This is a genomic window from Bacteroides sp. CAG:633, assembly GCF_000435115.1.
Classification (GTDB): Bacteria; Bacteroidota; Bacteroidia; order Bacteroidales; family Bacteroidaceae; genus Bacteroides; species Bacteroides ndongoniae.
This window is the reverse complement of the sequence record NZ_FR883146.1, coordinates 1-13300: the sequence shown is the minus strand read 5'-3', so window position 1 is coordinate 13300 and position 13300 is coordinate 1. Positions and strand designations below refer to the sequence as shown.

The 13300-nt window shown below is 47.1% G+C and carries 11 protein-coding genes; 9 read left to right on the top strand and 2 right to left on the bottom strand.

Annotation, left to right across the window (positions count from 1 at the left end; genetic code table 11):
• Positions 1-469 (bottom strand): ribonuclease H family protein (locus tag QVP67_RS13885; RefSeq protein ID WP_288180234.1); only part of this gene is annotated, 469 nt, incomplete at its 3' end.
• A 491-nt stretch (positions 470-960) separates the two neighbouring features.
• Between QVP67_RS13885 and QVP67_RS13880 the strand changes: the two genes are divergently transcribed.
• The 9 genes from QVP67_RS13880 to QVP67_RS13840 all read left to right on the top strand — a co-directional run bounded on the left by QVP67_RS13880 (position 961) and on the right by QVP67_RS13840 (position 11847).
• Positions 961-4164 carry a SusC/RagA family TonB-linked outer membrane protein gene (locus QVP67_RS13880; protein WP_022164161.1) on the top strand — a complete coding sequence of 1068 codons (3204 nt, stop codon included), beginning with the start codon at positions 961-963 and terminating at the stop codon, positions 4162-4164.
• A gap of 19 nt (positions 4165-4183) precedes the next feature.
• Positions 4184-5689, top strand: coding sequence for a SusD/RagB family nutrient-binding outer membrane lipoprotein (locus QVP67_RS13875; RefSeq protein ID WP_288180233.1), 1506 nt, complete (start codon positions 4184-4186; stop codon positions 5687-5689).
• Between the two features lie 36 nt (positions 5690-5725).
• On the top strand, positions 5726-6427 hold the full coding sequence (locus QVP67_RS13870; protein WP_022164159.1) for a BT_2262 family domain-containing protein: 702 nt from the start codon (positions 5726-5728) through the stop codon (positions 6425-6427).
• 18 nt (positions 6428-6445) lie between these two features.
• On the top strand, positions 6446-6964 hold the full coding sequence (locus QVP67_RS13865) for a lipid-binding protein (RefSeq protein WP_288180232.1): 519 nt from the start codon (positions 6446-6448) through the stop codon (positions 6962-6964).
• Positions 6965-7320: 356 nt separating this feature from the next.
• Complete coding sequence (locus tag QVP67_RS13860; RefSeq protein WP_022164157.1) at positions 7321-7848, top strand: shikimate kinase; 528 nt, start codon at positions 7321-7323, stop codon at positions 7846-7848.
• Between the two features lie 168 nt (positions 7849-8016).
• Positions 8017-9909 (top strand): biosynthetic arginine decarboxylase, encoded by a 1893-nt coding sequence (speA, locus tag QVP67_RS13855; protein ID WP_022164156.1) that lies wholly within the window; start codon positions 8017-8019, stop codon positions 9907-9909.
• Positions 9910-10006: 97 nt separating this feature from the next.
• Positions 10007-10783 (top strand): acetylglutamate kinase, encoded by a 777-nt coding sequence (argB, locus tag QVP67_RS13850; RefSeq protein WP_022164155.1) that lies wholly within the window; start codon positions 10007-10009, stop codon positions 10781-10783.
• 82 nt (positions 10784-10865) lie between these two features.
• A complete protein-coding gene (locus QVP67_RS13845; protein WP_022164154.1) occupies positions 10866-11375 on the top strand; it encodes an RNA polymerase sigma factor in 510 nt (169 codons plus the stop codon).
• Complete coding sequence (locus tag QVP67_RS13840) at positions 11365-11847, top strand: hypothetical protein (RefSeq protein ID WP_277120661.1); 483 nt, start codon at positions 11365-11367, stop codon at positions 11845-11847. Before QVP67_RS13845 ends, QVP67_RS13840 begins: the two co-directional genes overlap by 11 nt.
• A 396-nt stretch (positions 11848-12243) precedes the next feature.
• Here QVP67_RS13840 and QVP67_RS13835 read toward each other — a convergent pair whose 3' ends face one another.
• Complete coding sequence (locus QVP67_RS13835; RefSeq protein ID WP_022164151.1) at positions 12244-13104, bottom strand: head GIN domain-containing protein; 861 nt, start codon at positions 13102-13104, stop codon at positions 12244-12246.
• Positions 13105-13300 lie beyond the last annotated feature (196 nt).

Here is a 13300-nt window from a genome sequence, read left to right as displayed (position 1 = left end):
CCCAGCCGATGGCATTGCGGCTGTCGCTGTAGATGGGCATGTCTATTCCTTTCTGCTTCAGCAGGGCAAGGCCGTGGACGATGGCCAGAAACTCGCCGATGTTGTTCGTGCCATAGACGGGTCCGTAGTGGAACACTTGCTGGCGCGAGGCCACGTGTACGCCGCGGTACTCCATCTGCCCCGGGTTGCCGCTGCAGGCAGCATCGACGGCCAGGCTGTTCTCTACCACCTCCGGCGGCAGTTCTCCTGTGGCTGCGGCGGCTTTTCGCGGTTCTGTGCCCGTGGCTTTCTGCCCGATGTAGGCGTAAGGTGACGATGCAAAGGCCTGTTCGGCTTCCTCCATCGTGTCGAACGACTTGAATCGCGCACCCTCGTATCCCTTGGTCTGGAGCTGGCAGTCCGTCCAGTTGTCGTAGATGCCGGGTGTGACACCTGCCCATACGACGTAGTATTTCTGTTTCTTTTTCATGCGGCAAAGCTGATATTCAGTTTCGGAGGCAAAGATAGTGAATGGGATCTTTTTTAAACTTTCGGAAGGATAAAAAATCTTTTTAGGTGCATTCTCTCTGTGATTTGGTGGTTTGTCGTGCCATAATATTGCTGTTTTGCATATCTTCTTACTTGTAATGCGTTTTTTTGTTTTATGCTATGTCAAAAAGATAAAGCATTAAAATATGCTCTTATAGCTTTTGTACATGTGAATTTATTGCAGATTGTGGAAATATGAACGAATATGATTATAAATTGTAGCATATAAATGTTTTTATATGATGATGTCTTTGTTTGATGTTAATATTGGATCCTGATTTATGTTAGTATTATATTGTATATGTATTCAAAATAGAAGGTTAAGCATTAAATAATAAGCTAAAATGATGTTTTCTTTTTAAAAGGATTAGGATATAAAAAACTTAAATATATATTTGTGGTACCGTTAATAATTTAATTAAGAGAGAATTTATGAAAAAGAAGTTAATGCTGTGGCTGGTTTGCTTCTTTATGGGGGTAAATTTTGCATTGGCTCAGACGTCCATGGTTACGGGAGTTGTGACTTCTAATGAGGGCGGAGAGCCGGTCGTAGGCGCATCGGTGTTGGTGGTGGGTACTCAGATGGGTATCATGACCGATATTGATGGTAAGTTTACAATCAGCAATGTCCCGGCCGATGCCAAGACGTTGTGTATTTCGTTTGTGGGTATGCGGCCTCAAGAGGTTGCCATAACGCCTGGTAAAGTAATCAATGTTGTACTGCATGTCGATTCGGAGCTATTGGACGAGGTCGTAGTCACTGCGATGGGAATCAGCCGTTCCGAAAAATCGTTAGGATATTCGGCTACTACCGTTAAGAGTGACGAGATTATTAATGCACGTACTACTAATGTAGCCGATGCTCTTTCTGGTAAGGTTGCCGGCTTGCTGGTTAGCAGTACATCAAGTGATCCTGGTTCAGTGAGCAATGTTGTTATTCGTGGTTTTGGCTCAATTAACGGTGATAACCAGCCCTTGTATGTAGTGGATGGAATTCCTCTTTCCAACAGTTCCGAATATAGTTCAGGAAAAAATGTAACGTTGGGTGGTATCTCCAACGTAGCCTCTCAAGATATAGAGTCGATGACCGTTTTGAAGGGAGCTGCCGCTACGGCACTTTATGGTAGCCGTGCTGCCAATGGAGTCATTATTATTACGACCAAAAGCGGTAAACGAAATGGAAACCGTAATTTCTCTATTAATTATAGTGGTAATGTTCAGGTCCGCCAATTATCCTATTTGCCGGAAATGCAGAATAGTTTCGGACAGGGATGGTACGGTGGACAAACGTTTATCGAAAACGGATCGTGGGGTCCTGCTTTTGACGGTTCGACTCAGGTTTATGGACCGGTTTGGGACAATCAGCAGTTGATACACGAGTACAGTGCCAAGAAAGATAACGTAAAGGACTTCTTTGATTTAGGCTGGTCGCAGAATCACAACCTTTCATTGAGCGGAGTTTCGGATGACCAAAAGATGACTTATTATTTGTCTTATTCTTATACTGGCGATGACGGTATTATGCCTGAAGATTACGATGTGTACAAGCGTAATACAATTGCTTTCCGTAACAGCTATGAACCAGTAAAGTGGTTGAAATTTTCTTCTTCTGTGAATTTTGCCCGTAGTCAGACAGATGCTGTAGGCGCTTACCAGGGAACGTCTGTTATTGATGGTTTGTTGGAACTGCCTCGTGATGTATCTATTGTAGATATGAAGGATCTGACCAGTGCTTTTAATACACCGGAGGCTTATTTTACACCTTATGGCATTACTAATCCCTATTGGGCATTGGCCAATAACTATTTTCATACCAATTCCAAGCAAATCTACGGTAAGGTACAGGTTGATATCAAACCTGTCAAATATGTTACTTTGACTTACCGTATGGGGTTGGATTATACAGATTATGATATAAAGACCGGTAAGCCGCAGATTGACCTGGACGATGCACTGATTAACAATGACTATGGTTATGCCCCCTCTAATATGAATCAGGAAGGTCGTGTATCGGCCATTTACAGTCGCCGTTATGAGTTGAATCATGACTTTTTAGCTAATTATGCGCAGAAGTCTCTTGATGACCGTTTGGATATCAATCTCAATGTGGGTGTGAATATGAATGAACGTTATTCTACTTCCCTGAACGCCTCAGGTACTAATTTGTCCATCAGTACCGGATTCTGGGATTTGAGTAACACAGCTTCGCAGACGATAAGCGAAAGCCAGAGTAAGCGTCGTTTGGTCGGACTTTTTGGAGATGTTACTGTTGGTTGGGACGATATGTTGTACTTGAATGTTACGGCACGTAACGACTGGTCATCTACATTGCCCATCGATCAGAATAGTTTCTTTTATCCTGGTGCCACATTGAGCTGGATCTTTACGCGGCTCATTCCTGGAAATAATATTTTGAGTTTCGGTAAGATGCGCTTGGCATATGGTAAGACAGGTAACGATGCCAGTCCTTATTATACTTCGTTATCCTATATACAAGGGGATTCAAGCGGATTATCTTTCCCTTTGAACGGTGTAAATGCCTATCAGACTTCGAATACGTTGGGTAGTGATAAACTGAAACCGGAGATGACGTCGGAATTTGAAGTCGGAATGAACTTACAGTTTTTCCACGGGCGTTTGGGCATTGATGCTGCCTACTATAACCGTCGTACCAAAGACCAGATTTTTACTTTGCCTGCCGATCCGGCCGCCGGATATAGTTATGTCGTAACCAACTTCGGTGAAGTAGAGAATAAAGGTGTAGAACTGGCTATTAATTTGACTCCTATACAGACACGCAACTGGCGTTGGGACATCGGCTTCAATTTTGCCAAAAATCATAATAAAGTATGTTCATTGCCTGAAAGTTTGGAAGGCGGGCTAGTGTCAATTTATGGTTATTCATCCGGTAGCGATACCGTCAGAATGTATGCTGTAGAAGGTAAGCCCATTGGACAGTTTTATACCTACCTGCCACAATATACCGAAGACGGGAAAATGATTGTGGATGCCAATGGATATCCTGTATTGGGCACTACGCTGGAAGATACCGGCAAGAATATGAATAACGACTGGACAGGTGGTGTTACAACTGGTCTGACTTTTAAGGACTTTACTTTGAGTGCAGCTTTGGATATCCGTAAGGGTGGTTATATGTTTTCACACACCAAGAACATGATGCAGTTTACAGGAAACGGTGTGATCACTACATATAATAATCGTCGTCCTTTCGTTATCCCCAACTCGGTAGTCGATAATGGTGACGGGACCTATTCTCCCAATACGACTCCGATTTATCAGTATGATGGAAGTTACCAGGCTTATTTTTATGACTATGGTTATGGTTATGGTGGCGACTCATATTTACTGGATCGCTCGTTTGTGAAATTGCGTAATATCAGTCTGACGTGGAATGTACCGAAAAAGTGGGTACGTGCCATGCAGCTGAGCGCCCTTTCTCTGACGGCATTCTGCAACAATGTCTTTACGTGGACAGCCTCGGATAACCGTTACATCGATCCGGAATCGACTTCAGTTTCGCAGTCTTCTAACGGTGACCTTGCTACGCAGTTCGGTGAGCTTTACAGCAATCCCTCGTGTCGTGTGTTTGGTTGCAATCTTAATATCACATTCTAAAAACATGGAGATTCAGACAATGAAAAAGATATTTCTTTTATCTGCTTTTACCGTAGGCATAGGCTTGGGCGTAGCTTCGTGTGACAGTTATTTGGACATCAACCAGGATCCCAATTCGCCTTCGGAAGAGAACGTGACAACCGGTATGATTATGCCTGCTGCGGAGATGAGCATTGCAGAACGTTATGGAGATTTTCTGTACATTACGGGTGGCTATTTTGCACAATATTTTGCACAGCAATTCGGTACATCCAACTATATAGGCTATTCGCGTTTTGAAATGTCTCCTACCCGAAGTAGTGGAACATATACACAGCTTTATCAAGAGGTATTGAATAACTTGAAAAACATTAATGATCGTGCTACAGCTGATGAAGACTGGGGTACTTCTTTGGCCGCTACTGTATTGCGTGCTTTTACCTTTCAGGCATTGGTCGATTGTTATGGTGAAACCCCTTACTCAGAAGCACTTGATCCAAATAATCTGACTCCAGCCTATGATGATGGGCAGGCTGTGTATGAAGGCATACTGGCAGAGTTGGATGCTGCCCTTTCACGTGTGGAGCCTTCGGCTGATGTATGTACCAACTTTTTGTTCCCCAATCAGACGGCCGATAGCTGGATTAAGTTTGCCAAGGCATTGAAGCTGAAGTTGTTGATGCGTATGTCTAATGTGAAAGACGTACAATCTGAGGTCGCTGCTTTGATCTCCGAAAACGATTTCCCTACTTCCGATGTGAAATGGGCCGATTGCTGGTCTGATGAGGCGGAAAAGCGTAGTCCGCTTTATTCTGGAGAGTTTGCTCCTGGTATGCAGCAAAATTTAGTTGCTAATCTGTCGATTATCAACACTATGCAGGTCAGGGACGATTTGGGAAACATTGTATATACCGATCCACGTTTAGCGGCATTCTTCAATCCCAATACTTATGGCAATTATGAAGGTTCAATTTCGGGGACACAATATGCTGGTACGGTAATTTTTAATGCTAATTTCTGGTGTCTTCCGGCTGTGGCGTACGATCAGCCGGTCTATTTGTTAACGGTAGCCGAAATAGAATTTTTTATAGCTGAATATTATGCCCGTTACGGATCGGCAACTGATGCCGCTGCACACTATGCTGCTGCTATCGAAGCTTCGTTTGCTACAGCAGGGGTGTATGGTGTTGCCGAATATCTGGAGCGTTACCCTTACGACAGTGATAATTCCATTCAGTGTATTGGCGTGGCTAAATGGGTGGCGTTGTCAGGAGTTAATCCGTTTGAGGCATGGTGTGAGATACGCCGCTTGAAATATCCGGCTTTTGGTACTGCACAGGGAGACGATTTTTATAATAACAGCGATGACTCTTTTGATACCAGTAGCTATGTGCCTGGTACACTCTATACGCCTATTCAAGTATTCGGTCAAGTAGGGGCTAATCAATTGTTACAGCGTTTCCCTTATGCTGAAAGCTCGTCGTCGCGCAATAGCAATGTACCTGAATTCCCCGGTTATACCGTTCCGATATTTTGGGCTAAATAAGAGAATGTGATGTTATACCAAAAAAGAAACAGAACAATGAAAAAAATATTAGTATATTTATTGGTCCCCATGCTTGTATTCTCCTTGTGGAGTTGCGACAAGTCAACAGAGGGACTAACGCGGATTACCTATTATCCTACACTTGAGGTATTGGGTGAGTTGACGGTCGTAGTAAACGTTGGAGAAGCTTATTCGGATGAAGGCTGCTATGCCGAATTGAACGGTGAGGATGTCAGCAGCGAAGTGATTGTCACTTCTAATGTAGATTATTCTACGCCGGGCGTGTATTCTATTTCATATGTCATTTACAATGCTGATGGTTTCTCTACTACGGCATCTCGTACGGTGTATGTTGTTGACCCTGTTAACATTGCAACCATTTATCTGGGCGAAAGCATGACTAGTACAAGTCACTATTACGATGCTTTGATTTTTATTACTGACAATGGCGACGGAACCTATCATTTGGATGACCTTATGGGCGGATTTCAGTTTAATGGGCTGAATCCGGGTTTTGAACCAACGTATGATTTTCACGCTGAAGTTGATTTTCAGATTAATGCGGATAATAGCATATCACTGACTGGTAATGTAGGTAGTTGGTACTTTGGTGATACGGGTGATGTTGTGTTAGGTTTGACCAGTGGTAGTTATGATCCTGCTACCCGTACATTTACTTTGAATGTAGATTACGGTGGTACGCCGATGACTGTAATTTTAAGAGCTATGACCAAATAACTTAATTGATGTGATAGTATGAAAAGAGTAATATATTTATTAATGATTTGCGTAGGAGGGTTGTTTGCCTCTTGCGAGAAGGATGAGATCGGAGGAACAGCTACCGAGGCTTTGGCTGGAGAATGGCAGTTGACAGTTGATGCTGTAGATGATGCCGGGAATGTAGTACTTGTTGATCCGTTTGGGATAGGTGTTATACTGGGCATTACATATAATACCGCAGAAAATGTTGCAGACAAGATGTATGTTAGTGACTTAGGTAACTTTTGGGATTACACTGTAGTCGTTAATGCCGATTGCAATAACTTGACATTCAGTTCCAATGGAGAAGTCCAGAACGAGGCTTATGACTGTAAAGTGAATATTGAAGGCGGTAAAATGCTGCCCGGTGCGGCCACTACTCCCAGTGGCATGCCGGCTGATAGTCTGGTGTATTATGTATCATTCAGTGATGATGAGAATCCTGCTACTTATGGATATTCTAAATACAAAGTTTCTGGTTATCGTCGTACAGGTTTTGCTGCTGACGAGCAATGAGCTAGGTATAAAAGATAAAGAACCTTGCAAGAAACGGCTTGCAGGCTGATTCTCTTTTGCCGGATATTGATATGTGATCCGGTTGGTTTAATTTATAATTTGTTTCTTACAATTATTTGAAGAACACGATGTGTGGCATCTTTGTGAGAAGGTGTCACGCATTTTTTTATGGTCTTGTGTGGACAACCGGATATCTAATTGTTATTTTCCCATCAAATAAGTAAGAAGCTTATAAGGAATTGCTTACCTTTGTCCGCAAACGGGATTTAAGTTCTTGAGTTTATAAGTTTGCAAGTTAATTTGTCGTGTAAGCTCAACCCCCTTAAAAACTCAAAAACTTAAAAACTCAAAATAACATGATACGTATATTCCTGACCGGCTATATGGGTGCCGGAAAGACAACCTTGGGCAAGGCTTTTGCCCGCGAGATGAATGTGCCGTTCATCGATCTGGACTGGTACATCGAGGAACGTTTCCACAAATCCATTTCCGAACTGTTCCGCGAACGGGGCGAGAATGGGTTCCGCGAACTGGAACGCTCGATGCTACACGAAGTAGGCGAGTTCGAGGATGTCGTCATCTCTACCGGCGGCGGCACGCCCTGCTTCTTCGACAACATGGACTACATGAACCGTCAGGGACAGACGGTGCTGCTCGACGTTCATCCCGACATCCTGTTCCGTCGCCTGCGCGTGGCCACGCAGCAACGCCCCATCCTGCAGGGCAAGACCGACGACGAGCTGCGTTCGTTCATTGTCAAGGCGCTTGGCGAACGCGAGCCCTATTACTCGAAGGCACGCTACCGTTTCAACGGCGGGCGGCTGGAAAGCCGGCGACAGATTGCCGAGTCCGTGCAACAACTGCGTAACCTGTTGGGGCTATAATCCCTTGTAAATGTGTATTTCTGGGCAAAAGATGCAGGGGGTGTCATATTTATGCTTATTTTTGCACTTCCTAATTGATTGTAGCAGTCCCGCATTCCCTTCCGTGCGAAGAAGCAGATGCGGGCGCGTGTATTCATTAATTTAAATCTGTAAATAGAAAACAAGTCGATGAGAAAATGGCGTATTGAAGATTCTGAAGAGCTGTACAACATCACCGGTTGGGGCACTTCGTACTTTGGTATCAACGAAAAGGGACATGTGGTGGTGACGCCGCGCAAGGACGGTGTGGCCGTCGATCTGAAAGAACTGGTGGACGAATTGCAGTTGCGCGACGTGACTGCTCCCATGCTGGTACGTTTTCCCGATATTCTGGACAACCGCATCGAGAAGGTGTCCTGCTGCTTCAAGAAGGCAGCCGAGGAATACGGCTACAAGGGCGAGAACTTTATCATCTATCCCATCAAGGTCAACCAAATGCGACCCGTAGTCGAGGAAATGATCAATCACGGAAAAAAGTTCAACCTTGGACTGGAGGCCGGCTCCAAACCCGAACTGCACGCCGTGATCGGAGTCAACACCGACCCTGACTCGCTGGTAGTGTGCAACGGTTACAAGGACGAAAGCTTCATCGAACTGGCCCTGCTGGCACAGAAGATGGGCAAACGCATCTATCTGGTGGTAGAAAAGCTGAACGAACTGAATCTCATCGCTAAGATGGCCAAACAGCTGAAGGTACGCCCCAACATCGGTATCCGCATCAAACTGGCTTCCAGCGGAAGCGGCAAGTGGGAGGAGAGCGGCGGTGACGCCAGCAAGTTCGGCCTGACTTCGAGTGAACTGCTCGAAGCACTCGACTTCCTCGAAGCACGCGAGATGAAGGACTGCCTGAAGCTGATACACTTCCACATCGGCAGCCAGATCACCAAGATACGCCGCATCAAGAACGCCCTGCGCGAAGCTTCGCAATTCTACGTGCAGTTGCACAAGATGGGCTTCAACATCGAGTTTGTTGATACCGGCGGCGGTATGGGTGTGGACTACGACGGTACCCGCTCTTCGAACAGTGAAAGCTCGGTCAACTACTCCATTCAGGAATACGTGAACGACGTTGTTTCGACCTTTGTCGATGCAGCCGACAAGCACGGTTTCCCTCATCCGAACATCATCACCGAAACCGGACGCAGCCTGACGGCCCACCACTCGGTACTTATCTTCGAGGTGCTCGAAACAGCCTCCCTGCCGCAGATGGACGATGAATGGGAACCGGACGAGAATGCGCACGAATTAGTGAAAGAACTCTACGCCATCTGGGACAACCTGAACCAACGCAGCATGCTGGAACCCTGGCACGATGCGCAGCAGATACGCGAGGAGGCACTCGACCTCTTCAGCCACGGCATTGTAGACCTGAACACCCGTGCCCAGATCGAGAAACTGTACTGGAGCATCTGTCGTGAAATCAACTCCATTGCCAGTGGCATGAAGCACTGTCCCGACGAGTTCCGCAAACTGAGCAAACTGCTGGCCGACAAGTATTTCTGCAACTTCTCCCTGTTCCAGTCATTGCCCGACTCGTGGGCCATCGACCAGATGTTCCCCATCATGCCTATCCAGCGTCTGGACGAGAAACCCGACCGCGAAGCTACCATTCAGGACATGACGTGCGACTCGGACGGAAAGATTGCTAACTTTGTCAGCTCGCGCCCCGACGCTACAACCCTGCCGCTCCACTCGCTGCGCAACAACGAGCACTACTACCTGGCCGTCTTCCTGGTAGGAGCTTATCAGGAGATTCTGGGCGACATGCACAACCTGTTCGGCGACACGAATGCCGTACACGTTTCCGTCAACTCCAAGGGATATACCATCGACCAGCTGATTGACGGTGAGACGGTGGCCGAAGTGCTGGACTACGTGCAGTACAATCCCAAGAAACTGGTGCGCAAGCTCGAAACCTGGGTGACACAGTCTGTGAAGGAAGGCCGCATCTCGCTCGAAGAAGGCAAGGAATTCCTGGCCAACTACCGTTCGGGCCTGTACGGATATACCTATTTGGAATAAAAAACTTTTTCACCACAGAGGACACAGCGTTTCACAGAGTTTTTCCCTCTCTGTGTTCTTCTGTGTCCTTTGTGGTGAACTATTTATATAAAGGAATATGAAAGAGAAACTGACACTGATCAAAGTAGGAGGAAAAATAGTAGAAGAGGAAGCCACCCTCCAGGCACTGCTGAGCGACTTTGCCGCCATCGAAGGCCGCAAGGTGCTGGTGCACGGCGGCGGACGTTCGGCAACGAAGCTGGCTGCCCGCCTTGGCATCGAAAGCCAGATGGTGAACGGGCGTCGCATCACCGATGCCGAAACACTGAAGATAGTAACCATGGTCTATGGCGGACTGGTGAACAAGAACATCGTAGCCCGCTTGCAGGCATGCGGTGTCAACGCACTGGGACTGACAGGTGCCGACATGGACGTTATCCGTTCGGTGAAGCGCCCTGTGAAAGACGTGGACTACGGCTTTGTAGGCGATGTGGAACGGGTAGATGCAACCCTGCTGGGCGACCTCATTGCGAAGGGAGTCGTGCCGGTGATGGCACCGCTGACTCACGACGGTTGCGGCAACATGCTCAATACCAACGCCGACACCATTGCCGGCGAGACAGCCAAGGCTCTGGCACAGCTGTTCGACGTCACGCTGGTCTACTGCTTTGAGAAGCGCGGTGTGCTTCGCGACGAGAACGATGACGACAGTGTCATTCCCCAAATCACCCGTGCCGACTTCGAACAGCTAGTGGCCGATGGTGTGGTACAGGGCGGTATGATTCCCAAGCTGGAGAACGCTTTCGAGGCACTCCGTGCAGGCGTGTCGCAGGTCATCATCACGCAAGCATCGGCCATTAATATGCCGGGCAAGGGTACCCGTATCATCCGATAATCGGGAAAAAACATATTTTTTTCAGAAAAAAACAGGGGTCGGCTGTAACTTTCGGCCGACTTAACCGTCAATGTAAATAGAGATGCAAGAAATCAGTTTTCGTAATGACATTCTTCCGCTGAAAGATAAACTCTTCCGACTGGCTCTGCAGATTGTTTTCGACAGGGCCGAGGCTGAGGATGTTGTACAAGAAACGCTGATTCGGGTATGGAACAAGCGCGACGAGTGGACGCAGTTCGGGTCGATAGAGGCATATTGCCTGACAGTAGCCAGAAACCTCGCCATCGACCGCAGCGAAAAGAAAGACGCGCAAACGGTGCAACTGACACCGGAACTGGAGCAGACTCCCGACGCATCGAGCCCCTACGACAGACTGGTGACAAAGGACCGCATGGCACTGGTGCACCGCCTGATCGGCGAACTTCCCGAAAAACAACGGCAAATCATGTTGCTGAGGGATGTAGAGGGAAAAAGTTACAAGGAAATAGCAGCAGCCTTGAACCTGACCGAAGAACAAGTGAAGGTGAACCTGTTCAGGGCGCGGCAGAAGGTAAAACAAAGATTTATAGATATTGATGGTTATGGACTCTGAACATATAGAACAACTCTTGGAGCGCTATTGGAAGTGCGAAACTTCCTTAGAGGAAGAAGCGCAGTTGCGTGCCTACTTCGCCGAAGCGGGCAACATCCCTGCACATCTGCTCCGTTATAAAGACTTGTTTGTGTACCAGCAGCTTCAGCACGATGCCCGTTTGAGCGACGATTTCGACGAGCGCGTACTGGCACAGGTCGAAGTACCGGTAGTCAAAGCACGCCGTATGTCGCTGATGTCGCGCTTTATGCCGCTGTTCAAGGCTGCCGCCGTAGTGGCCGTAGTGCTTTCGCTGGGCAACGTGATGCAGCATTCGTTCTATGACGGTAACGGGGAAATGGCCACAGCCGACACCATCGGCAAACAGATTTCCGCTCCGTCGGTAGCTCTTTCGGAGGAGACGCCGGCAACTCACGAGCAGCAGATTCTTGACAGTCTGCAGCGGGTGGAGAAGCAGGAACTGAAGAAGTAGAGTTTTTAATTTGCTTTTAAAATAACATTTTCATTTGCTTTATATATATAAATAGTTAGTGTGCTTTATTAAAAACGGAAATTTAGAAGCTGTGAAGTTTCAATTCTCTCAAAATTCTTATAGAAACTAACTAAGATAAATGGGACGCCGCGTGATGCAGCGTCCCTTTTATTTTTCCCGACTGGGCAGAAACGGCAAAGGCTTCCTCGCGGAAGCCTTTTTGCCTGTATTGGGAAGGGTGCTCTTATTCGGGTATTTGCCACAGATTGCCTGTATTGTCGCGGAGTTTCCGGTCGGATTCTCCGCATTGTGCCTGAGATGTTTCTGTGCAGGTTTGTTCAGTCTGTGGCGGCAGCTGGCGCGCACCCTTCGGAAAGAGAGAATTTATATTTGCTGTTAGAGTTTATATATACCTTTCTTTTCAAGATCCAGTTGCGGATTGCCTTTATAGCCGATGCCTCCGCTGCCGGCAGTGCGTGCTTTCAGGTATTCGGTGGCATGGCAGCGGATGTCGCCCGAGCCGCTGACCTGTGCCGACACGCTGCGGGCACGAAGATTGGAAACATTCAGGTCGCCCGAACCTGCCACGCTGTATTCGGCATTGTCCACGCTTCCTGCGATGGTGACGGTCCCCGATCCTGCTACCGAGGCATTGGCACTGGTGGCTTGGGCATCTTTTATGGTCATGTCGCCCGATCCGGCTACCGAAACCTCAAGCCGGTTGCAGCGCAGGGCGTTGGCATCGATGTCGCCCGATCCGGCTATGGTAATGCTACAGATGTTTTCGCAGGCGATGGTGTGGGGGCTCTTGATGTCGGCCGAACCTGCCACGCTTATTCCGAAGTCGTCGGTCTTTATTCCGTTGACCAGGTTAATGTCGGCCGAACCGGCTACGCTGATCTTGTTCAGGTCGGGCGAGGTGACACGTACTTCGAGCTTGTTATAAGATATGTTGTAGCCCTTCTTGAAGCCGATGTGCAGGGTGTTGTCCTTAACGTAGATGTCAAGCAGTTCGACGATGTTGTCCGAGGTATAGACTTCTACTTTCGGTTTGCCGGACTTCTGGGTATAAGTCACGTCGGAACTTCCGCTGACGCTTATCTTCTTGAAATTGCCGGTACGGATTTCTTTGGTCACATAGTTGTTGCTACCTTTGACGCGTTTGCCATTTCCGAAACCGTAGTTTCCGGAGAAAGAACAAGCTTGTGTGCTGATGGCCATTATGAAGACCAGAAGGATAGATGTTATTCGTTTCATATCTTTTGTTTTTAAGTGTTTCGTTTATCTGTTAGACGTAGAGCCCTGTTGAAAAGTTGCACGGTTAGCGATGTTTTTTTCAAAAAAGTTTCGTCGGTATGTGTAGGGCAATTCCTGTGCCAAAAGTCTAATCGGCTGATTTGCAACAAATATCAAGAATCATCTTCTGTTCGGAAACGGACAGTTGTCCGCTTTT

Bases quoted from the DNA above. Each gene is read 5' to 3' on its own strand.
- QVP67_RS13870 (WP_022164159.1), top strand. From the start codon at position 5,726: ATGAAAAAAATATTAGTATATTTATTGGTCCCCATGCTTGTATTCTCC.
- speA (WP_022164156.1), top strand. From the start codon at position 8,017: ATGAGAAAATGGCGTATTGAAGATTCTGAAGAGCTGTACAACATCACC.
- QVP67_RS13835 (WP_022164151.1), bottom strand. From the start codon at position 13,104: ATGAAACGAATAACATCTATCCTTCTGGTCTTCATAATGGCCATCAGC.
- argB (WP_022164155.1), top strand. From the start codon at position 10,007: ATGAAAGAGAAACTGACACTGATCAAAGTAGGAGGAAAAATAGTAGAA.
- QVP67_RS13860 (WP_022164157.1), top strand. From the start codon at position 7,321: ATGATACGTATATTCCTGACCGGCTATATGGGTGCCGGAAAGACAACC.
- QVP67_RS13875 (WP_288180233.1), top strand. From the start codon at position 4,184: ATGAAAAAGATATTTCTTTTATCTGCTTTTACCGTAGGCATAGGCTTG.
- QVP67_RS13880 (WP_022164161.1), top strand. From the start codon at position 961: ATGAAAAAGAAGTTAATGCTGTGGCTGGTTTGCTTCTTTATGGGGGTA.
- QVP67_RS13840 (WP_277120661.1), top strand. From the start codon at position 11,365: ATGGACTCTGAACATATAGAACAACTCTTGGAGCGCTATTGGAAGTGC.
- QVP67_RS13845 (WP_022164154.1), top strand. From the start codon at position 10,866: ATGCAAGAAATCAGTTTTCGTAATGACATTCTTCCGCTGAAAGATAAA.
- QVP67_RS13865 (WP_288180232.1), top strand. From the start codon at position 6,446: ATGAAAAGAGTAATATATTTATTAATGATTTGCGTAGGAGGGTTGTTT.